We start from the raw sequence: 26,732 nt of genomic DNA, 5'->3' as shown, positions 1-26,732 counted from the left end.
GAAAAATGGTCGTTTGGGGATTTGATATTAGCGATCGCCACCTAAGATTTCGACGATTTTGTATCAAAATTATCCTCACAGGTATTCAAAAATCCGAAATTACCGATTGTGACACTGGGGGGTGCGGAATGTGGGATAAAAAAACTGTGCGATACCCCTACCTCTGTTCACTTGTAGAGGGGGGTTTTTATTTTTCACATTTTGTAAAGATGATTTGTTTGTCAGTGGTTGCACTGACGGCATCAACGACACCATCTTTACTGGCGCAGGTAAATGGGTAGCGGTCATATCCTATATGAGCGCACACTTTCCCATCCATACCATTAGCATACCCAAAACTCGAAACACTGTCAAGCCCCCTAGCTGAAATCACCAAAACTCGTTTGATTATTGATAAAATTCTCAATAATAATGAGAATAGACCCCCAGCAATTGAGAAAGTCCTTTTTTACCAAAATCCTATACAAAGACCTAAATTTAAAGTTGGACAGCAATCCAGTTTTACTCCTGACTCCTGACTCCTGAATTTTGCTCTAAGCTTAATCATCACTTAAATAAATCTGAACTACAGATAATAGTATCTTAACTTTCGATTGATATTTTCAATTACGTCATCTGCAATTTCCTGTCACCAGATTATCTTTGTGTAAGCTAAATCTGTATAAAAAATATGGTACTTACTACAGTCCGCTTTTCCCAGTTTAATGCGTCCCTAAACCGCAACACTGCCGGTCAGTTGGTAACTGATTTATCTACCCCTAACAACGCTCAAGCAAAAACAGTTGCCGAAATTATTCAACGCAACAACCCAGATGTATTACTAATTAATGAATTTGACTATTCCCCCGCAGCAGTAAATCTTTTTAGACAAAATTATCTGCAAATCAGTCAAAACGGTGCAACACCAGTTAACTATTCCTACTTTTATATTTCTCCTAGTAATACTGGAATTGCTTCTGGTTTTGACTTAAATAATAATGGTACAACAGTCACAACTCCAGGCACAACCGGATACGGTGACGATGCTTTTGGCTTTGGGAACTTCCCTGGTCAGTTTGGAATGTTGTTGCTTTCTAAATATCCTATTGATACAGCTAACGTCCGCACCTTCCAAAATTTCTTGTGGAAGGATATGCCAGGAAACTTATTAACAAATGACCCAACTGTAGATAATTCCGCAACTTCAATAAATGAGAACTTAAACGGTTTTTATTCACCTGAAGAAATCAACGTTTTGCGGTTATCTTCTAAAAGTCATTGGGATGTACCAATTACAGTAAATGGGGAAACAGTTCATGTTCTTGTCAGTCACCCCACACCACCCACCTTTGATGGAACTGAAGACCGCAACGGTAAACGCAATAGTGATGAAATCCGCTTTTGGGCAGATTATATTACCCCAGGCAAAGGTGATTATATCTATGATGATGGGGGTAAAAAAGGTAATCTTGCCGCAGGTTCAAGCTTTGTCATCATGGGTGATCAAAATGCTGACCCCTTAGATGGTGACAGTTATAACAATGCCATTCGCCAACTGTTACTGAATCCCAGTATCAATACAAATGTTATTCCCACCAGTTTAGGCGCTCCTCAACAGGCAACTTTACAAGGTCAGGCAAATAACAATCATAAAGGTAATCCTGCTTTCGACACCGCAGACTTTGCTGATACTGCACCGGGAAATCTGAGAACAGACTATGTACTTCCCTCCTCTGACTTACAAATTAGTAAATCAGAAGTGTACTGGCCTATCAATACCGACCCAAATTTCCCATTAGTAGGAACTTTTAATGCTAGTCTTCCCGGTGGTTTCCCTAGTTCTGACCATCGGTTAATATATGCAGATGTGCAAGTTGGTGAGACAGAACCTGGAAAAACTGCTGTTAGTGCAGGATTCAAGGGACAAACTATCTTCAATACTGGTTTTATTCCCTCTGGTGCAGCCGGAACAGTAAATGGTCAACAAGTCGCTTTGGGTGGATTGTCCGGTGTAACTTACGATGCGGTAAATAATCGCTATTATGCCATTTCTGACGATCGCTCATCCAATGCCCGTTTTTATACCTTCACTCTTGACCCTGTTACTAATACGGTAACTTTTACCAATGTTGTCCAACTCAAGGATATTAATGGTAATCCTTTTGCAGCTAATAGCTTAGATCCAGAAGGTATTGCTTTAACTAGCAATGGGACAGTTTTAATCTCCTCAGAAGGAGAAGTTAGACCAGATTTAGGTGCAAGTCGCGTCACCAATCCTTTCATTAAAGAGTTTAATCTGACTACAGGACAGGAAATTCGTTCTTTAGCAGTACCCAAGAAATTCCTCCCAGTTGTCCAAGATACTAACAACAATAATGTTGTTGATACGGGTGATACTCAAACTTCAGGGGTGCGTAACAACTTAGCCTTTGAAAGTTTAACCATTACACCTGACCAAAAAACCCTATTCACAGCTACAGAAAGCGCCCTATTTCAAGATGGTGCAATTTCTACAACTACCACCAGCAGCCGTTCTCGGATTATTCAATATAATTTGGTGACAGGACAACCAGAGAAAGAATATCTGTATATTACTGACCCCATTGCTAAAGCCCCTACAGGTGGAACTGCGGCTGATAATGGTTTGGTAGATTTATTAGCAATTGATAATCGTGGCACTTTGTTGGCGTTGGAGCGCTCCTTTGCTGTCGGACAAGGAAACACGATCAAAATCTATGAAATTACCCTCCAAGGGGCAACAGACATCAATACAGTTGATTCTTTGAGTAGCCTGACTGCATCTCAACTAGCTGCTATCCAACCTACTCAAAAACGGCTAATTTTGAATTTAGATACCCTGAGTTTGCCTAATAGTGACGGCAATCATCCCACAGGTACAGATAATATTGAAGGTCTGGCATTTGGTCCCAAATTGGCAGATGGTACACAATCCATTGTTTTGGTGAGTGATAACAACTTTGGTGCTACCCAATTTACCCAAATCCTCACCTTGAGTGCAGATTTAGTTCCCACTGCTACTCCCATTCTAGAAACCCGTCCGGCGCTTTTAGATGATGACAGTTTACCATTTAGTCAAAGAGCCGATGCAGATGATCCTGCAATTTATGTCAATGGTACAGATTCTAGCAAAAGCCTAGTTTTAACCAGTGTCAAAAATGGCGGTTTGCGAATTTATGATTTAGCTGGAAACCTGTTGCAAACCATTAATCCTAGTAATCCAGATATTCGTTATAACAACGTTGATTTGCAATATGGATTTACATTAGGTGGTGAGAAAGTTGATATTGCTGTAGCGAGCGATCGCAACAACGACAAGTTAGCAATCTTCAAGATCAATCCTAACAGCACTAATGGCAATTTCCTAGAAAATATTACCGATAGTAGCGCCGCCACAATTTTCCAAAATGTACCTTTCGCTGCCCCTTATTCTGCATCTACTCGCAGTGCTTATGGATTAGCCCTGTACCGCAGTCCCGTCACCAACGATTACTACGTCTTTACCAGCCGTCGTCAAACTGGAGATGTCGCTCAATTAAAATTAGTAGACAAAGGCAACGGTAAAATTGGTTACGAGGTAGTTCGTAGCTTCACCATTCCTTCACCAACCACAGCCGGTGCTTCAGCCCAAACTGAAGGCATGGTAGCAGACCAAGAAACAGGATTTCTGTACATTGGTCAAGAAGATGTGGGGATTTGGAAATTTGACGCTGAACCCAATGGTGGTTCAACAGGTAAATTAATTGAGAAAGTCAAAGCCGAAGGAGGCAAAAACCTCACCAATGATGTTGAAGGCTTAACCATTTATTACGGTAAAAACGGTACAGGCTACCTGTTAGCATCCAGTCAAGGCGATAACACCTTTGCAGTATATACCCGTGAAGGCAACAACGACTTTTTAGGCAGATTTGGAGTTGGGAACAATGGCGGAATTGACAGCGTTCAAGAATCCGACGGTGCAGATGTTATTAATCTGCCTTTGGGTCCCAATTTCCCTTATGGTGTATTTATCACCCAAGACGGTGCAAATGACCCCGCCACCATTGTTGATGATGAGAACATCAGCAGCAACTTTAAGTTAGTACCTTGGGAAAATATTGTTGCTACCTTACCCCAAGTCCTCAAAATAGATACAACCAAGAATGTAATTAACGTCAACAACGACCAGAAGAATTTTGCAACCTTCACAGGCAATACTTTCACCGTTAAATTACTTGGCGAACAAAATCCTGGATTAGATAGTCCCAAAGAGACATTAGATTTGTTTGGTAATGTCCGAGATACTAACCAGTTTATTCTTCAAGATGCCACCAATCCTAGCAAGACTGTTACTATTTTTGAAGGTCCTGATGGAGCCGGTAAAACAGTTAATGTTATTATTGATGATCAAGGTAATGTAGCTATTAATGGGTTACAAGTTGCTACAGGCTTTAGTCAACAGTTTCACTTTGGATTGATTAATAACCTTCCTAATGGTGATCCAACTGGTAGAGGTGCTAAAAAATATACCTTCTCTACCAATAACATAATAAATCCTGATCGCGCGTCCCAATTTGTCACCTATTCTAAAGGTGAAAATGTGTTCGTTCTTGGTGCAGAAGAGTTGCCCTATGCTAATTCTAACCAAGATTTTGATGACATGATTGTTGAAATTAATGGCATCAAACCTTTACTGAACACCCAACAATCAATAGTTTCATTTAACAACAATGCCAGACTACAAGGTTTCTTCAATAGTCAAAATATTGTTGCTAGTAACAGTTATGACCCCCGTAGCCCTTTACCTCAACCACGACTAACTAATTACGAATTTACCAATCTTCCCAAATTAGGAACAACTAGCAAAGGTCAAGATATCTTCTTAGGTGGTTTCTCCGGGTTGCATTTCCAAGGTATTGCGGTAAATGGTAATCTCCAATTTGTCACTCACACCGACAGGGGACCAAATGGCGACCCCACCGGGGCTAACAGACCATTCTATTTACCAGATTTTCAACCAGAAATAGTCAGTTTCGAGCTTAACAGACAAACAGGTGCAATTAGCATCACCAAGAGAACAGGACTATTTGATAAAGATGGGACAACCCCATTAACTGGACTTCCCAACCTGCAAGCAGGGGCAAATGGTACAGCATACACCGATGAAATTGCTGTTAATTTGGATGGTCAAGTCATAGCCAATAAAGCGTTAGGGGCTGATGTTGAAGGCATTGTCATTGCCCCAAATGGTGATTATTGGCTGGTAGATGAATACCGTCCCGCCATTTATAACTTCGATGTGAATGGTAAATTACTTAACCGTTATATTCCCCAAGGAACAGCCACGGCACCTGAACCAGACGCAGCCGCAGGAACTTTTGGCACAGAGGTATTACCCGCAGTTTATGGTCAACGTCGCAACAATCGCGGTTTTGAAGCCGTAGCTTTAGAAGGTAGTAAACTTTACGCCTTTATTCAAAGTGCCATTGATAACCCAGATAACGCTGGAGATACAACTTCCAGAAATTCCCGTAATTTGAGAATTTTGGAATTTGACATTATTTCCAAACAAGTCACTGGTGAATATCTCTATTTACTTGACAATATCACTGCTGCTGGTAACGCCAGAACTGATAAATTAGGTGATGCAGTTTCCTTGGGTAATGGTAAATTTGCCGTTGTCGAAAGGGATGATTTAGGAACAAATGCCTCCAACAAATTGATTTATCAAATTAATTTAACGGGTGCTACCAACATCAATAATCCTGCTAACTTCACCTTACCTGCTGGTAAAACTATTGAACAACTCACACCAGCCGAATTAACCACTGCTAAAATTACCCCAGTTAGCAAAAGTTTAATTGCCAATGCTGCCCAACTTGGTTATACAGGTGTGGAAAAATTAGAAGGTTTAGCTTTAGTCGCACCCAATACCCTGGCATTAATTAACGACAACGACTTTAACGTTTCTGGTAATACCCCAACCGAAAAACTAGGGATTTTAGAACTACCCTATAACTTGACAACTCCTCAACCCAAACCATCTTTAAATATCTTGTTGGTGAATGATGATGGTTATCAAGCGAAGGGAATTAATGTTCTTTACGACAAACTAGTGGCTGCTGGTTATAAAGTCACCCTAGTTGCCCCCAAAAATCAACAAAGTGGACAAGGTACAGCCATTGATACCGATAAAGTTTTCCAACCCATTGAGGTAGTCAACTACGCACCAAATAAATGGTATGTAGATGGTAAACCAGTTATTGCCACTTGGACAGGATTGGATTTTGTTGTTAAACAAAGACCAGATTTAGTAATTTCTGGAATTAATGAAGGGGAAAATCTGGGTTTAGAAGGAATTATTTCCGGTACACTCAGTGCTGCGGTTTCTGCTGTACATCAAGGTGTTCCTGCCATTGCCGTTAGTGCCGGCATAATTTTATCAGAACGTGCTACTGGTTATCCCAGCACCGATAAAGCCTATCAAGTAGGTGCTAATTACGTCGTTGATTTAATTTCCCAATTACAGGAAAAACAAGGCAGTCAACCCCAATTATTACCCGACGGTATTGGTTTAAATGTCAATATTCCTGCTGATAACCCAATCACAGGTATTGCTTTCACAGAGTTTGATTTAGCAGGTAGTTTTGATTTTAAATTTGGTCAATTACCAGCGAATTTTGGTACAGGTCAAGGCATCCTTTATAGTCAAAATTCTCTTCCTGCCGGTGCAACTCCTAAACCCACGTCTGAGGGAGAACAGTTTTTAGCTGATAAAATTACCGTCACAGCCTTTGATGGTGATTGGGGAACAACCGCAAGTCAGCGTCAAGCATTAGCACCACGTTTACCTTCAAGCGTACCCAATTTAGTTAACCCCATTGCCGCTGCCAGCAAATCCTTAAATATTCTGTTGGTAAATGATGATGGCTACCAAGCTAAGGGCATAGATGTTATCTATAATGCCTTGGTTGCAGCCGGTCATAACGTTATCTTAGTTGCACCCAAAACCCAACAAAGCGGTAAAGGAACTTCCATTAATACCGATAAAATCTTCCAAAATATGGAAGTTGTCGAATTTGATGGGGCAAAAAATAAATGGTACGTTGACGGTACACCAGTTGTTGCCACTTGGGCAGGTTTAGATTATATTCTGCCCAGCAAAGAGAACTTAGCCAAACCCGACCTAGTAATTTCTGGGATTAACGAAGGGGAGAACGTTGGCTTTGATGCGATTTCCTCCGGTACACTGAGTGCGGCGGTTACGGCCTTACAAAGTGGGATTCCAGCGATCGCTGTGAGTGCTGGTATCAATTTAGCAGAGTTCCAACAGGGCAACAAGGCCAGCACCGAAAAGGCTTATGATGTCGCTGCCAGAATGGTTGTAGATACCATTAACAAACTTCTCACCACCCAAGGTACTAACCCAGATTTATTACCCAAGGGTGTCGGTTTAAACATCAACGTTCCTGCCTACAACCCTGATAATGCCAGTCTTAAAACCTTAACAGGTGTAGCATTAACCAAATTCGACGAAACCACCAGCCTCAACTTCAATGTTGCTAAAAACCAAAATGGTGTAACCAGCATTCTCTTAGGTTCACCCACAATTACAGGTGACATAGAATCAGAAGGTGGCAAATTCCTAGAACGCAACATCACCATTACACCTATAGATGGTAATTGGAGTGCAAGTGCCTCCACTTTACAAGAAGTAGCCAATGATGCCGCACCTTTAGCTGTGAATGGGATTGCCAGTGGAGACACCACCCAAACCTCTACAGTTTTGTGGGCGCGGAGTATCTTCCCCGGTGCAGTTAAATTTGAGTATTCCACCAACTCTAACTTCAGTAACATTGCGGGGACACAAACAGCCAATGTCACTGACATTAACCTACCTGTGAAGGTGGCAGTTAGTGGACTAACTCCCAATACCAACTACTTCTATCGAGTTACAGATACCACCGGGGCAACCAGCATTGGTAAATTTAGCACAGCCGCCGCAATTGGTAACAAAACAGGCTTGAAATTCGGTGTTTCTGGAGATTGGCGCGGTGAACTAGCACCCTATCCAGCCGTTAGCAATGCTGATGATGCCAACCTGAAATTCTTTGTGGAATTGGGTGATACTATCTATGCCGATGTAGCTTCACCTGCCGTTAAAAACCCTGATGGGACAGAGAAAAAGCAAGTTATTACTGTAGATGAATATCGTGCCAAACAAGCAGAAGTTTACAGCCAAAAATACGGTGAAAATACCCTGGGTGATTTACGGGCTGCTACCTCAATTTTGGCAACTGTTGATGACCATGAAGTAGTCAATGACTTCCAAGGTGGAAAAGATTTAGCCACAGCCTCCAGCGCAGATAAAACTCTATTTGGTGCAACTTCTGGCTTAGTTAACGACTCCCCACTGTACGAAACCGGTTTCCAAGCCTTCCAAGAATACAACCCCATTAGTGACCAATTTTATGGGGCAACAGGGGACACTCGCACGGCGGGGGAACGCAAACTTTATCGTTACAATACCTTTGGTAGTGATGCCGCAACTTTCGTTCTTGATGCTCGTTCCTTCCGTGACCCAGGTTTAACAGATGTCGCTAATATTGGTGATGCCACTCAGGTAACAAAATTCCTGACTGATTCCTTTAATCCGAATCGGACAATGTTAGGAAAAGTGCAGTTGGATGACCTCAAACGCGACTTAATCCAAGCGCAAAAAGATGGCATCACCTGGAAGTTTATCATGTTGCCAGAGCCTATTCAGAATTTGGGAGTAGCGATAGCGAAGCGCTGCTGCAAGCAGTTCGCTGCCGATAGATATGAAGGCTATGCTGCTGAAAGAACAGAAATTCTCAAATTCATCAACGACAGCAAAATCAGTAACGTTGTCTTTGTCACCGCAGACTTTCACGGCACATTAGTCAACAACCTCACCTACCAATTAGCACCGGGACAGGCACAAATCCCCACCAGGTCCTTTGAAATTATTACTGGTTCTGTGGCTTATGATGCTCCTTTTGGACCAACAGTGGGTAATTTCTTCCTCACTTCTGAACAAAAGGCATTTTACAATTCCCTACCTGTAGCTAATGACGTTGACAGCACAGTTAATGATAGAGACGATTTCATCAAACAAGTCATTAATGGTGGCATCAATGCTTTAGGTTATGACCCCATTGGGTTAAACAACAATCTGACTGTAGCGAGTGGTTTGATTGATGCCAAGTTATTGCAAGGTGACTATGTTGCCACTCATACCTATGGCTGGACAGAGTTTAACATTGACAAAGCCACCCAAAAGTTGACTGTAACCACCTACGGCATTGACCCTTATACCCGTCAGGAAGTAGAAGGAAATCCCGCAGCTATATCTAGTCGTCAGCCGAAAATTGTTAGTCAGTTTGAAGTTACACCTAATTTTGTGGATTTAGAGTTGACTCAAACGGCAAATGTCACAAACGCAGTTATCGGAGACCAGGTGACATTTACCTTAACCCTCTCCAATAAAGGTTCTCTACTGGCTAACGGCATTAAAGTCACAGATTTGTTACCACAACCATTTACCTTCATCTCTGCAACACCGGAACAGGGAACTTACAACAGTCAAACCGGTGTGTGGGAAGTGGGAGAAATTGCTGGTAATGTTACCCGCACCCTGAAACTCACGGCTAAAGTGACTCAAAGTGGGGCATTAACCAATAAGGCAGAAATTACCGCCCAAAATCAACCTGACTTTGATTCTGGTGCTGGTAATAACAATGCCCAAGAAGATGATCAAAGTTCAACTACCCTAAATATTGCTTCTAATATGGTGACAATCAAAGGTTTTGCTTCTTTACCCGCCGATACCTTCGCTGCTGGACCCGCATCTGGTTCTGCATTGACTAATCCCACGAATGGTCGTCCTACACCCCTTCCTGGTCAACCTGTGCAAGGTTTTAGTGGTGTCCAATTTGCGCCTAATGGTGGTGGTTCTGTCTTTTGGTTCTTAGCAGATAATGGTTTTGGGGCAAAAAATAACAGCGCTGATTTCCTCCTGCGACTTTACCAAGTTGACCCCAATTTTGCGGGTACAGAAAACGGTAATGGTTCTGTAGCGGTTCAAAACTTTATTCAATTGTCTGACCCCAATAAATTAATCCCCTTTGATATTGTCAATAAAAATACGGTGAAGCGGGAACTCACCGGGGCTGACTTTGATGTAGAGTCCTTTGTGATTGATGCTAAGGGCGATATTTGGGTAGGTGATGAATTTGGAACTTACCTACTACATTTCAATAGCAATGGTGTTTTATTAGATGCACCCTTCGCCACTCCTAACCTTGTTAAACTAAATACCCTCAACGGTCAAGCCCCCATTGTCATTGGCCATCGTGGTGCTAGTGGTGAACTGCCAGAACATACAATAGAAGCCTACCGCTTGGCAATTTTGCGCGGTGCAGACTTCATTGAACCAGATTTGGTATCCACTAAGGATGGGGTCTTAATTGCCCGTCATGAACCAAATCTCATCAATACTACTGATGTAGCTAGTCGTGCTGAATTTGCTAGTCGGAAAAAGACGGTGTTGGTAGATGGTGTGGCTGAAGAAGGTTTCTTTGCTTCCGACTTTACCTTGGCAGAAATTAAAACTCTGCGGGCTGTAATGCCTCAAGGTTTCCGAGATCAGGTATACAACGGTCTTCTCCAAGTTCCTACCCTGGGCGAAATTATTGATTTGGTGAAAGAGGTTGAGGTACAAACTGGTAAGAAAATCGGTATTTATCCTGAAACCAAACACCCCACCTATCACGACAATTTGGGTTTGTCTCTGGAAGAAAAACTGATTGACACCCTCAAAGCGAAAGGATTTACTGATCCCAAACGGGTTTTCATTCAGTCCTTTGAAGTCAGCAATCTCAAGGATTTAAACAACACCATCATGCCGGCGGCTGGTGTGAATCTTCCTTTGGTACAATTGCTTGATGCCTACGATGTCGCCAACGATGGCACACTGTTGTATCAAGATGTTTACGCTCGTCCCTACGATTTCACTGTTAAGGGAGACACCCGCACCTATGGAGATTTATTAACTCCTACTGGTTTGAAAGAAATTGCTGCCTACGCTGATGGTATTGGACCTTGGAAACGGCAGATTGTTTCGGTGAAAACAGTTGATAACAATAATGATGGTAAACCTGACGATCTCAATAACGATGGTGTGATTAACGATGCGGATAAAGTTACCCTAGCACCCACCAGCTTGGTTAGTGATGCCCACAAAGAGGGTTTGCTTGTCCATCCTTACACCTTCCGCAATGAAAGCCGTTCTCTAGCATCAAATTACAATAACAATCCTGAGTTGGAGTACCGTCAATTCATTAGTTTGGGTGTAGATGGTTACTTTACTGACTTCCCAGGGACAGGAGACTTAGTTCGGGATCAAATTACGGCGAATCAAGTCCGATCGCCCCAAAATCCCACTGTTCTCTCTACTCCTAAATTTGATACCCTCACAGGTAAAGCCCCCATCGTCATCGGCCACCGGGGTGCAAGTGGTGAACGTCCAGAACATACAATAGAAGCCTACAAATTAGCGATCGCTCAAGGTGCAGATTTCGTTGAACCCGATTTAGTGGTAACAAAAGATGGTGTCTTAATTGCCCGTCATGAACCCATGTTAGCAGTCGGTGTTCTCAATACTGACGGCACAATTCAACGAGATACCAATGGCAAGCCAGTTATCAATACTACCGATACAAGCACGGATGTTTACTTACGGGATAAGTTTGCCGATCGCCTGAAAATCAAAAATTTAGATGGTCGCAATGTCGTCGGTTGGTTTGCTGAAGACTTTACCCTAGCAGAAGTTAAGGAACTGAATGCGATCGAACGGATTCCTGCTTTGCGTGGTACTACCTTTGACAAGGATGGATTGAAAGTACCCACCCTGAAAGAAGTCATTGATTTGGTGAAACAAGTCGAACTAGAAACAGGACGCAAAATCGGTATCTATCCCGAAACCAAACACCCCACTTTCTTCCAACAACAAGGCATCAATACCAGCCAAATCTTAGCAAACACCCTCAAAGCTGAGAACTTTACCGACCCATCTCGCATCTTCATTCAATCCTTTGAAGTTGCTAACCTCAAGGCATTGAAAAATACCATCATGCCCACCGCAGGGATTGATATTCCTCTGGTGCAATTGTTTGGTGGTTCAGGTCAACCTTATGACTTTGTAGTTGCTGGTGATACCCGCACCTATACCAATTTGTCCACCCCCGCAGGTTTAACAGAAATTGCTACCTACGCCAAAGGAATTGGACCGAATAAACAGCGGATTATTCCTCAGTTGACGGTAGATGCCAATAAGGATGGTACTGCTGATGATCTCAATGGTGATGGTCAAATTAGTGATGGCGATCGCGTTTTAGGCACACCCACAACCCTGATTCAAGATGCCCACAAAGCTGGTTTAATCGTTCACCTCTACACTTTAAGAAATGACGAGTTCTTCCTTCCCGATACTTACAAAAACGACCCCGGTGCAGAGTTCCGTAAGTTCATTGATTTGGGTGTAGATGGTTTCTTTACCGACTTCCCCAAAACCGGGCGACAAGTTCTAGTAAATAATTACCTAGCTGGTACAGGCTACGCTAATCCCAACGGGAATTTAAATACTCCTTACTTCAATAATTCCCCAGAATACTTTGCTCCTAATCAACCCTACTACGGCGACCTCGTAACAGCCAATTTGAACCGCTCCCAAGGCTTTGAAGGCATGGCATTTAGCCCTGACCGTCAAACCATCTACCCGATGTTGGAAGGAACTGTTGTCGGCGATTCTGCTGGTTCTGTACGGATTTATAAATTCGATGTAGCCAGCGAAAGCTACCAAGGTTTGGTAGGACGCTATCAATTAGCCAGTACCAGCAATGCGATCGGTGATTTCACTCCCATCAATAACAATGAGTTCCTAGTTATTGAACGGGATAATGGCCAAGGTAGTACCGCCCTTTTCAAGAAGATATTCAAAGTTGATTTTAGCAAGATTGATGCTAATGGCTTTGTCTCCAAAGAAGAAGTAGCCAACCTTCTCAATATCCAAGACACCAATGATCTCAATGGTGACGGCAAAACTACCTACGATATGCCTTTCCAAACCATTGAAGATGTGTTGGTAATTGATAGCAAAACCATTTTGGTAGCAAACGATAACAACTATCCCTTCTCTATCGGTCGTCCTCCCGCGATTGACAACAATGAGATGGTGGTGTTGGAATTAGACAAACCTCTTGCCCTTGATTCCCGTTTAGGTATATCTGCGTCTATAGCAGAAGCTACCCAATATATTGCCGGAACAACTGGTAAAGATGATTTGTTTGTCAGTGGTGGCACTGATGGCATCAAGGACACCATCTTCACTGGCGCAGGTAATGACACTGTTGATACTGTCTTGGGGGCAATTTCTCCCTTTGCTGGTAACAATATCGTTGATTCGGGTAGCGGTGATGATACTATCTTTGTGAATAAGGGCGATCGCGCTTTCGGTAGTGATGGTAATGACACCTTTGATGCGAGAGATGGTCAAGGTGGCAACCGCATATCTGGTGGTGTCGGTGATGATACCTTCTACTTAGGTAGCAATGACCGCGCTTTGGGTGGTGATGGTAAAGATATCTTCAGAGTTAGTCTTGGTGGTGGTAACTTAATTTCCGGTGGTGCTGGCGCTGACCAATTCTGGATTGTCAACGCTGAACTACCCTCTTCGGCTAATACCGTGCTTGACTTCCAACTGGGTACTGATGTGATTGGGATTAGTGGTGCTGTCAGTTTAGGTATTACCACATCCACACTCAAGTTAAATCAAGTTGGTGCAGATACCGCGATTGTCTTCAACAATCAAACTTTAGCTACTCTGACTGGGATTCAAGCCAGTAGTTTGAGTTTGACAGATCCTAAACAGTTTATCCTTGCTTAGAATATAATTCTCCTGTTGGGGTTTAGCGCAATGCGTTAAGCCCCTGATTTTTAGTGTTACGAGGTACAGTTTTTCATCGCCAAAACCGTAGGGGCGCAGGGACTGCGCCCTCCATTGTATTTCATTAGAGCGAGAATTGCTGTAAATCTCATTTTCCCACATCCCTATCGCCTTCCCATCATCCCCCCAAACAGCGATTACTAGTACACTGCGGCGTAAATAAAACAACCATTCTCAATCACTAAAAAGCTTACGTCATATTATTTTTGACTTTTGACTTTTGACTTTTGACTTACGGTACTAGGTCGTGCTTCGCTATCGCTATGATTCAATTAAGTAGGTTGGCGTTGAAAATTGTCGTTATAGCACTAGGCTTGAGGCAAGAGTAAAGAAGTTCTCAGCGATTTTACGTTTCTTTACACAGTTTGGTTTTATTGTGTTCACCTACTTATCACATTTAGTAAACTTCATCATGAGTACCAACCGATTCTAAAAGGATTGCTTGTGATTCTTCATGTTCAACAAATGTAAAAATAATTCTCAAATCATATCCTGCACTACAAGCCCAAGAATCTTGTAAGTCTCCTTTTAATTTATGAGTTTTTAGGCGTGGATGAAATGGATCTGTAGATAATAACTCCAAAATACTTTGAAAATTTTCAGTAATTTCTGGTTGTTTTTTTAATATTTTGCGTGCTGCTCGAATAAATGCACTTGAACGTAATAAAACAAAATTCACGAAAGAAGCTCCTCCATGAGTTGTGCAGGAGTTGCCGTCCTACATTTGCCTTCTGAAAACTCTTTTTGTGCTTCCTGAACATCTTTCACTAGACTAGTTCTTCGGTGATCGCGTAGTCGTTTTTGTAAAATCTGAATTAAATTTTCCTGATCTTCAGGTGGCAATTGATCAGCAGCTTCTAATATTTCTGCAAAAGTTGTTCCTGTCATCATGTTCTTATTTTTGTCTTTACTTGGTCACCTTAATTATATTTTATCTAAAACAGTGACAAATAGCGATTCCTGCGGAGCGCTTCGCTATCGCATCATCTCCAAATATCGAACTGACAAGTCAGCGTTTGCGCTATCACGCTCCCACAACCTATACAGCAGCAAACTGCTTGCAGCAGCACTTCGCTATCGCACCTCCCAAGATCCCCAAAAAGCGATATCTTCGGTCAGCTTCACTATTCCTGTTTCATTAATTTCTTAATAACGCCCGAAATCCCATTTGATTGAAATGCTCATCCGCAGTTAGCACATCAGTAATTCTCCGATTTTGCATCACAATACATGATATGCAGTCAACCAATCCCCATTCTTTATCTTGACGACTTCTGAATAATTGAAAAACAGCATTGTACAGTTCATTAGTTAGAGGAACTATTTCAACGTTTGGATCTGATTCTGTGAGATTCAAGAAGTTGGATTGCGGCGGTTCTATATCTTTGCTTAGAAAGAGCATTGCCAATTTCTAGTAAAATTGCTTGAGTTGTAACGAGATAAGAATTTTGAGCCTCAATTTGTTCAGCAAGCTCAACTGCTCTGGCATGATTTTGATCTGTAATTGCAGATAAGGCAATTGTAAAAGATGTATCTAAAAAAATTTCATTCATTATAATCCGAACTCGCGTACCTGATTTGATGTTTAAAGGTACTTCAGGAAGAAGGGCTGCGCTATCGCATCCCATCCCATCATCCCCCAAAACAGCGATCGCATCCCCACATCCCAGCAATTACCATTCTTTCTTCAGCGGAATTAAATGGGGCAAATGGAGCTTTTGCGGCTACTACGAATACAATTTATCTATCGCAAGAGTTTATTGCAAATCATCAAGAAAATATCGCAAGTATCACCAGCGTTATTTTAGAAGAAATAGGTCATTGGGTTGATAGCCAAATTAATACTGTTGATTCACTGGGAGATGAAGGGGCGATTTTTTCGGCTTTGGTACAAGGTAATAGCCTTGATGATGCAACCTTAGTAGCTTTAAAAACGGAAGATGATTCAGGGATAATTATAATTGATGGGGAAGCGATCGCTGTAGAAAATGCTGTTACTCCTTCCATTGGTTTAAATGCTCTACTAAATGAGACAGGCAAAATTTATCTATCTGTCGATGGTAATGGAACTTCCAGTTCCACCGGAACTTACGGAAATGTTAGAATTAGCTAAAGCTAATAACACTGGTTATCTTGCTGCTGTTAATGCTGTAGAAAATGCTAAATTTGGGATAACAGAAGCTAAAAATCAACAACAATTGGATTTAAAATTAAATGTAAGTTATGGTTTTAATAGTGCTTCTAATATTCAAGATACAAATAATTTAAGTTCGTCTTTAGTATTAAATCGTGAGTTTGGTAATCTCAGTCAAGATAATGCTGTAGTTAAAAGTGAAATCAGTTTACAAAATGCTAATTATACTCTAGCAAAAACTCAGGATAATTTAAATGAAGAGTTAAAAAATAAAATTCGTAATGTTAAAGATACTTTTAAACAAATTGAATTAGCACAGCAAGCCCGAAAGTTAGCAGCATCAAAAGTGATAAATGCTAAGGAAAGAATGAGATTAAGTAGTAATATTTCAATGACGGATATTATTAACTTTGAAAAAAGTTTAGTTGATGCTCAAAATCAAGAACTTAATGCTATCATCAATCATCTTAATAGTATCACGCAACTAGAACAGTTTTTGGGAATTACTCTGAGTAAATGGGTTAAATAATGCGATTGTAATTTCAGAGGGAACAGGGAACGGGCAACTTTTTAACAGGAAAAACTCATGTTTAAAAACATGAGATTGAAATAATGACACGGTCACTGAGCGGTGTCGAAGTGCTGTTTTTTTGGTGCTTACCCATCTTTTAAAACATCTTTTTTTTTGACAGAAGCTCTAAACTGGTGCAAATGAGTGTTTCTTATCTGTTCCCTGTTCCCTTTTTTTGTAACTTTTCCTGGTCTAATGAGGTACAAAATTATCTATTCATTAATGTTGCTATGAATCTTAAACCAAATTCTTCTTCAAAAACTCCTTTTTTGTAATCTAAACTCCACATTTCTAAGGCACATTCATCATCAATTAATGATGGAAATATCAACATCTTAAATTCTTTGAAGTTGGGAATATATTCACATTGAACATGAGAAATAGCCCCTATTTGTCTTCTGTCTAAAGCAACAGCTAACCTTAAAATTGCACTGAGTTGATTAACCATTGTCCGATGTTCTTTGTGCAATAGATTCCGATAGCTTTCATGTTTTTTCTTGGGTGGAGATTTGCGGTGATAACGGGCTATATTGGCAATAATTTCGATTTCGGTTTCGTTATAACCCAGTAATTCACCATTTCTAATTAAGTAGTATGAATGTTTGTGGTGTGCAGAATGGCTGATATAGTGACCACTATTGTGTAAAATGGCAGCAGCCCATAGTAATTGACGTTGATCTGCATTCCAATAATGTAATTGTCCTTTGGTTTGGTCAAATATATTAAGTGCAAAAGCGGTAACACGCTCGCTATGTTCTAAGTTAGTTTGATATTTTTTGGCAGTTTTTAATACACTGCGTTCCCGAATGGAACTTTGAAACCGCAGTCTGTTGTCAATGAAGCCATGAGTTAGCATCCAGTCTACAATTACGCCTTCCCTAAGAGACCGTTCACAGACTGTTACGGATTGTACTCCTAACAAGGTCATTGCTTCCTGTAAAATTACTGCCCCTGAAAGTATCACTTCTGACCTTTTTTCTGGCATTCCCGGAACGGTAGCCCGTTCTACATTGGTCATTTTGCGTAAGCGATTTACCCAGGTTCGCAAGTCTTGGAGACTGAATTGATACCCATTGAGGGTGGAAGGAACAAGACCTAATTTTTCCCGCGCATGGATGGTAGCGATGGTTTCTATTGTCCCAGATGTGCCGATTAACTGGGGAGAATCGCCAATTTTGAGTTTTCCTTGCACTTCTTCCACAGAACGTTCTAGCATTCCTCTAGCGTAAGCTTGGAGGTATTTAAATTCGGTTTCGCTGATGGGATCTGAGGCGATTAATTCCCCAGTTAAGCGCACTGCACCAACTTTTGTACTGGTGAGGCTGCGAGGTTCTTCACTGTCTCCTAAAATCAATTCTGTTGAACCACCACCAATGTCAATTATGATGTGTGGTTTGTTGTTAAATTCCATCCCCGACAATACACCTAAGTAGATGCGACGGGCTTCTTCAGGTCCGGAAATCAAGTCAACGCTTAAACCGACTTCGGTTTCGACTTGGTGGAGAAAATCTTTACCGTTGGGAGATTCCCGGACTGCACTTGTCGCCACAGCAACAATACTATTTGTCCCTAAGCTGTCAGCAAGAGTTTTAAATCTTCCTAAACAGGCGATCGCTTTCATCATCACTTCCGGTTTTAATTCGCCAGTAATTAAATTGCGATCGCCTAATCTCACCGTTTCCTTTTCTCTGGCAATAATGGTAAAAGATGGTAAAGTTGCTTCAATTTTTACCACCACCATGTGTAAAGAATTTGTACCAATATCAATAGCTGCAATCATCTGATTTTCTTGAACTGATTCACTAGGTTTATTTTCCCAGTTAGCCGAGATTAAATTTACCATCTTGTTTTGTGAATAGATGAATAGGGACTGGAGGACAAATAGCAAATCAGGATATTCTATAAATGTAAAGATATGTTAAATAAGCAAATATGTTGGAGACACCAAAAACCAACCAAGAACCATTATGGCTTGTAATTATCCGGCTGTTAAGGTGGAATAAACCAGAAGGGAGGTTAATTCTGATGATACCCGCATTGTGGGCGGTATTTTTAGCCGCTGCGGGTAAACCACCGTTACCCCTGGTGGGAGTGATTATTTTTGGTAGTATTGCCACCAGTGCGGCTGGATGCGTAGTTAATGATTTATGGGATAGAGATATTGATCCCCAAGTTGAGAGAACACGCGATCGCCCCCTTGCATCTCGTGCCATTTCCGTTAAAATTGGCATTGTGGTGGGGATAGTCTCCCTCGTCTGTGCCGCAGTTGTCGCTTTCTATCTTAACCCTTTAAGCTTCTGGTTGTCTGTGGCCGCAGTTCCGGTAATTGTCCTTTATCCCGGTGCGAAACGGGTCTTTCCTGTTCCCCAATTGGTGCTTTCGATTGCTTGGGGTTTTGCGGTTTTAATTAGTTGGAGTGCTGTTACAGCAAATATTACAGCACCGACTTGGTTGCTTTGGGGCGCGACGGTACTATGGACATTAGGATTTGATACCATTTATGCCATGAGCGATCGCCAAGATGATCAACGCATTGGCATTAATTCTAGCGCTTTATTCTTTGGTAAATATGCCCCTACAGCGATCGCTGTTTTCTTGATTGGTACGGTTATTCTCTTAGCTGGAGTCGGTTTATTAGTTAATTTAAATACAGCATTTTGGATCAGTTTAATTTTGGCTAGTATCGGCTGGATTTGGCAAATTATCCGCTTACAACAGCCTGAAATTCCTCATTCTGCTTATGGAGAAATGTTTCGCCAAAATGTCTGGATTGGTTTTTTAATTTTAGCGGGAATGATTCTTGGTTCTTTGTGAATTTGTCATCAATTTAACCAAATCAAAATTTTTCTGTCAATCTAACTCAAGCTAGATTCAAAACTATCAGGACTACTGTTTTAAAGGTTGGGATATTAATCTACAAGCTAGATGCAACCAACGGAATGAAGCGATCTATTTTTGTTAAACTCGCTCCAATAATTTTACTGTCCCTGGGTAGTTTTGGTCTAGTTATTGGCAGTTTCTGGATGACTAAAGCTGCTAGTAAAACCAAACAATTACAGTTAATTACTGATACATCACAATATCAAGAAATCCGTAACCACCAATGGGCTGATATTCAACAAATCCAACATTTTCCCGGACAAATTCCTAGTGATTCTCAAGTTTTACAAATGGCTTATGCTTCAGGATTAACTCCAGGAAGTAATTCTTTACAACTTCGGATCAAAGAACCACAAGCAAAGATTAAAAACCTCCTGACACAGTACAAAAAAATCTCTCAGCATCAATACCAGGGTGGGAATACAAATACTCATAGTAACCAACCCAACGGCGTACCGACAACATTCTTTTATACTAGCGATTCAGAAACAGAAACCTTTCCTAGCAGTTATGAAATATTGGTATTAAAAGCCGAAGATAAAAGCCAACCTGGTGCAAAATGGAATCATGGTAATAGTCATGGAGTCGCAATTGATGTTGCATCTTCAGAAATTATCTATTGGGCGGAAAAATGGTAAAAGCAGGAGTAAATTCAATCCCTGAAGAATAGAAGTTATATTTGATTTGTGGAGATTGCAAAAGTCAGATCCCCGGCTTCTTAAATAAGTCGGGGATCTTGTGTTATGTAGTCTTTGCGTAAGTATTGGTAGCGATCGCTCTCCCAGCGGATTTACCTGACACGTGAATCAAATTCTGGATATAGAATTTTTACCATAACAATCACACAATCTGCAAAACCACCAACGTCATATCATCGGTATTTTGCCTATCAGCACCGATAAATTGCTGAACTTGATCAAATAGATATTCCACAATTTCCTGGGGACTATTGCAATACTTACAAGCCGTTCTGAAGGATATAACAAAATTATCTTCATCAAAGCGATCGCCACCAGCCGCCGCCGCATCAGTCAAACCATCAGTATAATAAATAACTGTGTCCCCAGATTCTAACTGAACCTGAGCATCTTCATATTCGCTATTGGCATCTAAACCAATTAACATCCCCAACGTATCCAAACGGCTCACAGTTTTTGTCGCTGAGTGCCACCATAAAGGCGGATTATGGGCGGCATTACTATAAGATAAAATTCGCGTTTGCGGGTCATATTCTGAATAAAACATCGTCACAAAGCGGTGGGAATTTTCCAAATCCGCATACATAACCCGATTCAAATTTTGCAAAATTCCCGCTGGGGAATTACCATGCAATACTTCACCTCGTAGCATTCCCCGCAACATCGTCATAATCAAACCTGCGGGAACACCTTTACCCATCACATCCCCAATTACCAAACCCCAACTGGCATTTTCTGGAGATGCTTGTGGTTTGGACTTTAACTGGTTTTGATTAGTGGGAATAAAATCATAGTAGTCACCACCAACATGATTAGCCGGTTTACAACGGGCTGCTAGAGACAAACCAGGAATATTTGGACATTGACGCGGTAAAAGTCGGCGTTGAATTTCTGCACCAATTTCTAATTCTTGATCTAAACGTGCTTTTTTTCTTAATTCTACAGATAATTCATCATTGTCAATCGCAACTGCGGTTTGGTCTGCCACTAACCGCACTAATTTTTGTCTAGTTTCTGTCCAACTATATTCTGGATCACGACTCAAAACATACAGCCAACCCCGTTCTGTATGCTTAACTAAAATAGCTGTCCCAAAGATTTGCACATCTGGACCTAAAACGGCGTGCATTTGGTCATCTAGAATGCCTGTGGAAATGGCAGCAGGAGCAGAATTAACTAAAAGAGTAATTTGACTACTGGCAGTTTCTAGGGCTTTTCTAATATTTTTTCGTTGCTGAGTATCTTGCCAATGTAGTTGTTCTAATCTAATTTGTCCATTGGGTTTATAAAGAAAAAGTGCGCTACCTTCCGCATCTGTCACTCTGGTAGCCATGAGGGGAATCAGTTCCAAAAACTGATTTAAATTATTAAAGCTTCTGAGGGCAAATCCTAAGGAACTCAGCAAGTCTTGAATTTTATTTTGTTCTCGATGCAGCCTGGACACAAGTTCTTTGAGTGCCACCACAGGAGTGACATCTGTGGTGGTGCTGCTATTACTATCAGTAGGATGGGGGGGAAATTGTGACACAGGTTAATATTGCAGTTGAGAATAGCAAATGTGTGATTCTTTATAAATACTCTTTCTTGATAAATTGTGAGATCATATTCAACGAAATTCGTGATTTTAGCAAGAGTAGAAGAAATGTTGAAAGTAATTTTTTAAGTCTTGGTTAATGCTGAGGACATTTTTGATGGTTAATTTTCCATGATGATAAATTCTCTAATTTGTCAAAAATAAATCTTTGGGAATTGGTAATTTTTATGATTAATTAACAGCCCCTAATTCTTTCACAACTGAATCAACCCTTCATATATCTTGAGAAATAAAAGTTTGCGATTAGCAAAATTACCTCTATTCCTAAGAGAATATATATTAAGAATCATCAAACTAAAAAACCAGATAGATTTTCAGTGAGTTAATTCATGGTTTTTGTGTTGCTGAGATTTTGGTTAAAACATAGTTGTCATCATGCTTTTAATCAAAACTTGTTCAATTATGGACTACAAACATTTAACCTATATACCATAAATTCTCGAAATGTTTCCTTAGATAGATTTCTTTTATGGAAAAATTTCGCTTATTTTTGCTTAATGCTCTAAATTCAGTATATTTTTATACTAACATTTGAATTAAAGCGTGGGATTAAATATAAGTGTGACATTGCGGGGGATTTAGCTGATCAAAGGACATTAATATTCTGCGTTTATCTGCGTTTATCTGCGTTTATCTGCGTTTAATTATTCTTTAAGGCTTATTTTGTGCAGATTCATCTTAATATAAACTATTAACCAATAGATTCAATCTCACCCATATCATTGAGCAATACAGAAGATCCTACTGATAAAGATGAGATAATTTCACTAATTTTTTCCATTAAAGGTAGTAAATGATCAGGACGAGTGCTGCGAGAATCTAAAACAATAATTCTCAAAATTATATTAGTTAAATTTTGTTGATAGGGAAGATTTTTATCGGCTGTAATAAAGGCATCAAAAGGATATTTTTCAGCTAAATCAATAATTTCTCGATCTTTCAACCCACGCCATCCCATATCATTAACATTGTAAACTATGTCGCCTTTCCTTAAAAAAGGTTGTTTGAGTTTTTTACTCAAAAGATTTTCATCTAGTAATATAATCATTAAGCACAGCGTTCTTGAGCGATGATCAATTTAGCTGTATTTTCCAAGACTTTCATAGTTTGAGTCTCCAGATAGGGAAAATCACTAATAAACTCAGCTAATCCATTCTCCCCTTCGAGATAGTCAAAAAATGTTTGTAAAGGAACACGAGTTCCCACAAAAACAGGAACTCCACCCATAATTTCGGAATCGCGGTGAATAATTCCTTGAATTTCTAATAAGTTATTTAGCGTCATTTCTCATTCTCTAAAGATAATTTCACTTTTGATTATAGCTTGAGAGTAAAGGGGGGAAGAAAAAGCCGACTTTTGTTAGCATTAGTTAGCTTTTTTGGATCGGTTTTATAGATTCCGCGCAGCATTTGGACTTTGTTTGTGTAGTTGCGTATCCCTGACGGGAGCCGGAGGCATCTTTATAATCGCCGGAAACTTTTCAAACATCCTCTGAGGACAATTATTTTTCGGCAACGATATTAATCGCTTAACAATGCTTCTACAAATTCATGACTAGAGAATGGACGCAAATCTTCAATTCCTTCACCAGCCCCAATAAAACGAATGGGTAAGCCTAATTGCTGGACAACGGCGAGGGCGACACCTCCTTTGGCTGTTCCGTCTAATTTGGTTAAAACAACGCCGCTGAGTTGGGCTGCTTGGGAAAATACTTCAGCTTGTCGCAATCCATTTTGTCCTAAAGTAGAATCAAGAACTAACAGCGATTCTACACGGGCATTGGGGGCTTTTTTATCAATGATTTTGCGGATTTTGCTGAGTTCGTCCATGAGATTTTTCTTATTTTGCAGTCTCCCAGCGGTATCTATTAATAGTAGTTCGGTTTCTCTAGATTGAGCAGCAGCGATCGCATCAAACACCACGGCTGCCGGATCTGTGTTTTTCCCAGGATTGGCGATAACTTCAACACCGCTTCTCTCTCCCCAAACTTTGACCTGTTCCACAGCCGCAGCCCGAAAGGTATCCGCCGCACCAATTAAGCACTTGTAACCGGATTTCTGTGCTAGGTGAGAAATTTTACCGATGGTGGTAGTTTTTCCCGCCCCGTTAACTCCGGTAATTAACCAAATGGTCAGGGTGTCTTTTGCCGGTGCAAAACTAGGTTTGTCTTGATTTTGCAAGGGTGCATCTAGGATATCTCGGAGAATTTCTTTGAGATAAGCGATCGCTTGTTCTGGGGGAGTAACTTCTGCGAGTAATTTCTTTTGTAACGCACTAATAATATAATCAGTTGCCTCTACCCCCACATCTGCCTGGAGAAGTAATGATTCAATTTCATTGACAGCCTCTTGATTAAGAGGCCCTTGACCAACAATTGATTTTAGTTGGTTAAGAATATTCCGCCGAGTTTTATCTAAACCTTGACGGAGTTTTTTCAACCAAGTAATTTCTTCCAGGGAAATATCTTCAGCTTTTCTCCCTTGGGCGGCTAAAACCTTTGCTGACCACTTAAACCCATCATCAAATACCAGTTCTGGAATCTCTATTTCTGGTGCTGTCGGAGTTATCTGTATTTCGGGAATTTCGGTTTCTATGGCACTAGCAATTAATTTCTCTTGTTTAGCTTGTCTTTCTGCCGCAGCCCGTTCTAAAAAAGATAAATTAGCTAATTCTGGTTCTGGTTGTAGTTCATTAACAACATCTTCAGTAATTTCTGCGATGGTTGCATCTATTTCTATCGGTGCAGTTATTTCCCCTACTTGAGTTTCTACTATTTCTTCACTGATAGTATCTTCTTCAACCGCTACAGATAATTCTGTTTCTAGTTGTTGTTTTTCTTGAATATTTTTATAAGCAGCTTTAGCAAAAGCCAACAAATCCGCCGTATCTGGTGCGGTTGTTTCTGGTTCAGTTGCTTCTACTGCGGGTGTTTCTTCCTGAGATTGGTTTTCAGGAGTATCAGCAGATTCATTATTTGGACGACGAAACCAATTAAAAGCCATTGTAGTTTATTTTAGATAAAAATTTAATTAGGATAGGAGTCAGGAGTCACCGAGTCAGGAGTTAAGAAAGAAAGAAAGAAGGAATAAAAGTCTTACCAATGACCAATGACCAATGACCAATGACCAATTTAAACAGTTTGTTTTTGTTCACTAACTCGACGGAGAACACCATTAATAAAACGGTGGCCATCTTCTCCACTGTAGCGTTTAGCTAATTCTACAGCTTCATTAATAGCAATGCTGTCGGGAACTTGCATGAATTTTATTTCTGCGGTGGCTATTTGGAGGATATCTCTATCAATTTGAGCTAGACGGGTAACTTGCCAATCTACTAAAGCATTAGAAATAGATTCTTCGATAGCTTGATGGTTCTCGCTGACAGTAATAATAATCGCTTTAGCGTAATTACGAACTTCTTTATTTTGATTGGCAGACTGAATTAATTCTGGAAAATCAACAGATGTACCTAATTGATTGATAGCTATTTGGGTATAGGAAATTGCCTCTTTCAGCATGGTTCTAGCTGTATTCAAATCCGCAGCTCTCGTTTCGCTGGTTAAGAGACGATCATTACTCCGTTGCAGTTCTCCTGCGGCATTGTTCAATGTGTCCTGTACCTCTACTGTGAGAGTCCGAACTGCTCCTAAAACTAGCTTAGAAACTAATTGCTCGTCTGATAGGCTTTCTAGTTTTTTAGGGTTGATTGGTAATTGGCTCAAGGCTAATAGTGCCAATTCGCGGGCTATTTGTTGGGGTTTACGATGCTGCATACAGTTGGGATGATGAAAAATATGTGAGTTCTAGCGCAGATGAACAATTAGCTTATCTATTTTTTGCTCACTTTGCTAGGTTGGTATCGAGTTTAGTTTCTATTTCTGGAATTTCCTGCTGTTTTATTTCCAAAGATGATATTGCAGGGAGGTGAGAAGGCTGGATATTGGGGGACACTATACCACCAGACACAACGATTTTAAAAGCATCTTCAACAGATATAGAGAGATTAAGTACATCCTCTTCTGGTACTATCGCATACCATCCTGTGGTCGGATTGGGTGTAGTGGGAATAAACAGGCTAATTACAGGACGAGATATTTGACTTTGGATTTCATTGCTCATTGCTCCAGTGACAAAGGCGATCGCCCAAATGCCCGGACGAGGGTATTCTACTAAGACTACCCGGCGGAATTTACCATGAGAATCTTTTAACAGAGTTTCTAATAGTTGCTTGAGGGTTTTATATACCTGTCCAGCTAAAGGAATGGCTTGCAATAGCCGCTCACCGAAATCCAATAACCATCGTCCAGCAATGTTTCTAGCCATTAAGCCAATAGCCAAAATACTTAATAATGGTACGGCTAATCCTACTAGTAAATTAAGTATATTTACTAAAATCGGATTTAAGCCATCAAAGGGATTGAGTTGTTTAGGAACTTGGGTGAGAAAGTTAATTACCCATGTGGCTATGGTAATTGTTAACCAGATGGTGGTTGCGAGGGGAATTACCACCAGCAAACCAGCAATCAGGTCATTTTTGAAGTCTTGTTTCCACCTTTCCATTCCCAAACCCCGATTCTCCTTATTTAGCTTCGTTAAACTGTTGTGATTATTTTCCATTTCAGCAAATTAGTCACATTGCGAATATCAGAAACTGATGACAACAGGTGTCAGTGTCTTACAATAGGCTACTTCTTACTGTTAAAAAACGCCTTTTGTATCCGTCTTTAATGGCAAAAAGTCAAACTATCGCTACAAAAGTTCACAATTTTCCTTGTTCAATGTAAATATAGCCATTAACCCACCGTAATAGCGGCTGACAAATCTTTTAGAGTGTTACTTATCTTTGTAATACTT

Annotated in this window: 15 protein-coding genes and 1 pseudogene; 6 read left to right on the top strand and 10 right to left on the bottom strand. The window is 40.6% G+C overall.

What is annotated here, in order from left to right; translation table 11 throughout:
• Positions 1-281: pseudogene (locus PN450_RS08040) on the top strand (hypothetical protein); the annotation flags it as partial.
• A gap of 389 nt (positions 282-670) precedes the next feature.
• On the top strand, positions 671-13,942 hold the full coding sequence (surE, locus tag PN450_RS08035; protein WP_271835948.1) for a 5'/3'-nucleotidase SurE: 13,272 nt from the start codon (positions 671-673) through the stop codon (positions 13,940-13,942).
• A 457-nt stretch (positions 13,943-14,399) separates the two neighbouring features.
• Here the strand turns inward: surE and PN450_RS08030 are convergent, their stop codons facing one another.
• The 3 genes from PN450_RS08030 to PN450_RS08020 form a co-directional block, all read right to left on the bottom strand.
• Entirely contained in the window at positions 14,400-14,681 is a 282-nt protein-coding gene (locus PN450_RS08030) for a type II toxin-antitoxin system RelE/ParE family toxin (RefSeq protein WP_148765489.1), read from the bottom strand.
• On the bottom strand, positions 14,678-14,893 hold the full coding sequence (locus PN450_RS08025; RefSeq protein ID WP_148765491.1) for a hypothetical protein: 216 nt from the start codon (positions 14,891-14,893) through the stop codon (positions 14,678-14,680). The genes PN450_RS08030 and PN450_RS08025 overlap by 4 nt, the downstream gene beginning before the upstream one ends.
• A 434-nt stretch (positions 14,894-15,327) precedes the next feature.
• Positions 15,328-15,675, bottom strand: a complete 348-nt coding sequence (locus PN450_RS08020) for a type II toxin-antitoxin system VapC family toxin (protein ID WP_246862986.1) — start codon at positions 15,673-15,675, stop codon at positions 15,328-15,330.
• Positions 15,676-15,887: 212 nt separating this feature from the next.
• Here PN450_RS08020 and PN450_RS08015 point away from each other — a divergent pair, with 212 nt between their 5' ends.
• Both PN450_RS08015 and PN450_RS08010 read left to right on the top strand, forming a co-directional pair.
• Entirely contained in the window at positions 15,888-16,115 is a 228-nt protein-coding gene (locus PN450_RS08015) for a hypothetical protein (RefSeq protein WP_271835947.1), read from the top strand.
• Positions 16,066-16,665: a TolC family protein gene (locus tag PN450_RS08010; protein ID WP_246862987.1), complete on the top strand. Its 600-nt coding sequence runs from the start codon at positions 16,066-16,068 to the stop codon at positions 16,663-16,665. The genes PN450_RS08015 and PN450_RS08010 overlap by 50 nt, the downstream gene beginning before the upstream one ends.
• A 250-nt stretch (positions 16,666-16,915) precedes the next feature.
• Here the strand turns inward: PN450_RS08010 and PN450_RS08005 are convergent, their stop codons facing one another.
• The gene (locus tag PN450_RS08005; protein ID WP_271835946.1) at positions 16,916-18,550 is read right to left on the bottom strand and encodes a Ppx/GppA phosphatase family protein; all 1,635 of its coding nucleotides are present in this window, start codon (positions 18,548-18,550) and stop codon (positions 16,916-16,918) included.
• A gap of 89 nt (positions 18,551-18,639) precedes the next feature.
• On the opposite strand from PN450_RS08005, the gene PN450_RS08000 reads away from it, so the two are divergent.
• Both PN450_RS08000 and PN450_RS07995 read left to right on the top strand, forming a co-directional pair.
• Positions 18,640-19,521 (top strand): 4-hydroxybenzoate solanesyltransferase, encoded by an 882-nt coding sequence (locus tag PN450_RS08000; protein ID WP_271835945.1) that lies wholly within the window; start codon positions 18,640-18,642, stop codon positions 19,519-19,521.
• 125 nt (positions 19,522-19,646) lie between these two features.
• Positions 19,647-20,225, top strand: a complete 579-nt coding sequence (locus tag PN450_RS07995) for a hypothetical protein (protein ID WP_148765502.1) — start codon at positions 19,647-19,649, stop codon at positions 20,223-20,225.
• Positions 20,226-20,427: 202 nt separating this feature from the next.
• Here PN450_RS07995 and PN450_RS07990 read toward each other — a convergent pair whose 3' ends face one another.
• From PN450_RS07990 to PN450_RS07965, 6 genes are all read right to left on the bottom strand, one after another.
• On the bottom strand, positions 20,428-21,813 hold the full coding sequence (locus tag PN450_RS07990) for a PP2C family protein-serine/threonine phosphatase (protein ID WP_271835944.1): 1,386 nt from the start codon (positions 21,811-21,813) through the stop codon (positions 20,428-20,430).
• A 757-nt stretch (positions 21,814-22,570) separates the two neighbouring features.
• Positions 22,571-22,927, bottom strand: a complete 357-nt coding sequence (locus tag PN450_RS07985; protein ID WP_271835943.1) for a hypothetical protein — start codon at positions 22,925-22,927, stop codon at positions 22,571-22,573.
• Positions 22,927-23,163, bottom strand: coding sequence for a DUF433 domain-containing protein (locus PN450_RS07980; protein ID WP_015080699.1), 237 nt, complete (start codon positions 23,161-23,163; stop codon positions 22,927-22,929). The genes PN450_RS07985 and PN450_RS07980 overlap by 1 nt, the downstream gene beginning before the upstream one ends.
• 236 nt (positions 23,164-23,399) lie before the next feature.
• On the bottom strand, positions 23,400-24,881 hold the full coding sequence (ftsY, locus tag PN450_RS07975) for a signal recognition particle-docking protein FtsY (RefSeq protein WP_271835942.1): 1,482 nt from the start codon (positions 24,879-24,881) through the stop codon (positions 23,400-23,402).
• 128 nt (positions 24,882-25,009) lie between these two features.
• On the bottom strand, positions 25,010-25,651 hold the full coding sequence (nusB, locus tag PN450_RS07970) for a transcription antitermination factor NusB (protein WP_015080701.1): 642 nt from the start codon (positions 25,649-25,651) through the stop codon (positions 25,010-25,012).
• A 67-nt stretch (positions 25,652-25,718) separates the two neighbouring features.
• Positions 25,719-26,495: a DUF502 domain-containing protein gene (locus PN450_RS07965; RefSeq protein ID WP_148765508.1), complete on the bottom strand. Its 777-nt coding sequence runs from the start codon at positions 26,493-26,495 to the stop codon at positions 25,719-25,721.
• Positions 26,496-26,732: the final 237 nt, after the last annotated feature.

It is taken from the genome of Dolichospermum lemmermannii CS-548 (genome assembly GCF_028330815.1).
GTDB classification, from domain to species: Bacteria; Cyanobacteriota; Cyanobacteriia; order Cyanobacteriales; family Nostocaceae; genus Dolichospermum; species Dolichospermum lemmermannii.
Note: the sequence above shows the minus strand (reverse complement) of the source record. Positions and strands in the feature narration are given on the sequence as shown.

Coding starts and splice junctions, on each gene's coding strand:
- surE (WP_271835948.1), top strand. CDS start 671: ATGGTACTTACTACAGTCCGCTTTTCCCAGTTTAATGCGTCCCTAAAC.
- PN450_RS08025 (WP_148765491.1), bottom strand. CDS start 14,893: ATGATGACAGGAACAACTTTTGCAGAAATATTAGAAGCTGCTGATCAA.
- PN450_RS08010 (WP_246862987.1), top strand. CDS start 16,066: ATGGAACTTCCAGTTCCACCGGAACTTACGGAAATGTTAGAATTAGCT.
- PN450_RS08005 (WP_271835946.1), bottom strand. CDS start 18,550: ATGGTAAATTTAATCTCGGCTAACTGGGAAAATAAACCTAGTGAATCA.
- PN450_RS08000 (WP_271835945.1), top strand. CDS start 18,640: ATGTTGGAGACACCAAAAACCAACCAAGAACCATTATGGCTTGTAATT.
- PN450_RS07995 (WP_148765502.1), top strand. CDS start 19,647: ATGAAGCGATCTATTTTTGTTAAACTCGCTCCAATAATTTTACTGTCC.
- PN450_RS07985 (WP_271835943.1), bottom strand. CDS start 22,927: ATGATTATATTACTAGATGAAAATCTTTTGAGTAAAAAACTCAAACAA.
- PN450_RS07980 (WP_015080699.1), bottom strand. CDS start 23,163: ATGACGCTAAATAACTTATTAGAAATTCAAGGAATTATTCACCGCGAT.
- ftsY (WP_271835942.1), bottom strand. CDS start 24,881: ATGGCTTTTAATTGGTTTCGTCGTCCAAATAATGAATCTGCTGATACT.
- nusB (WP_015080701.1), bottom strand. CDS start 25,651: ATGCAGCATCGTAAACCCCAACAAATAGCCCGCGAATTGGCACTATTA.
- PN450_RS07965 (WP_148765508.1), bottom strand. CDS start 26,495: ATGGAAAATAATCACAACAGTTTAACGAAGCTAAATAAGGAGAATCGG.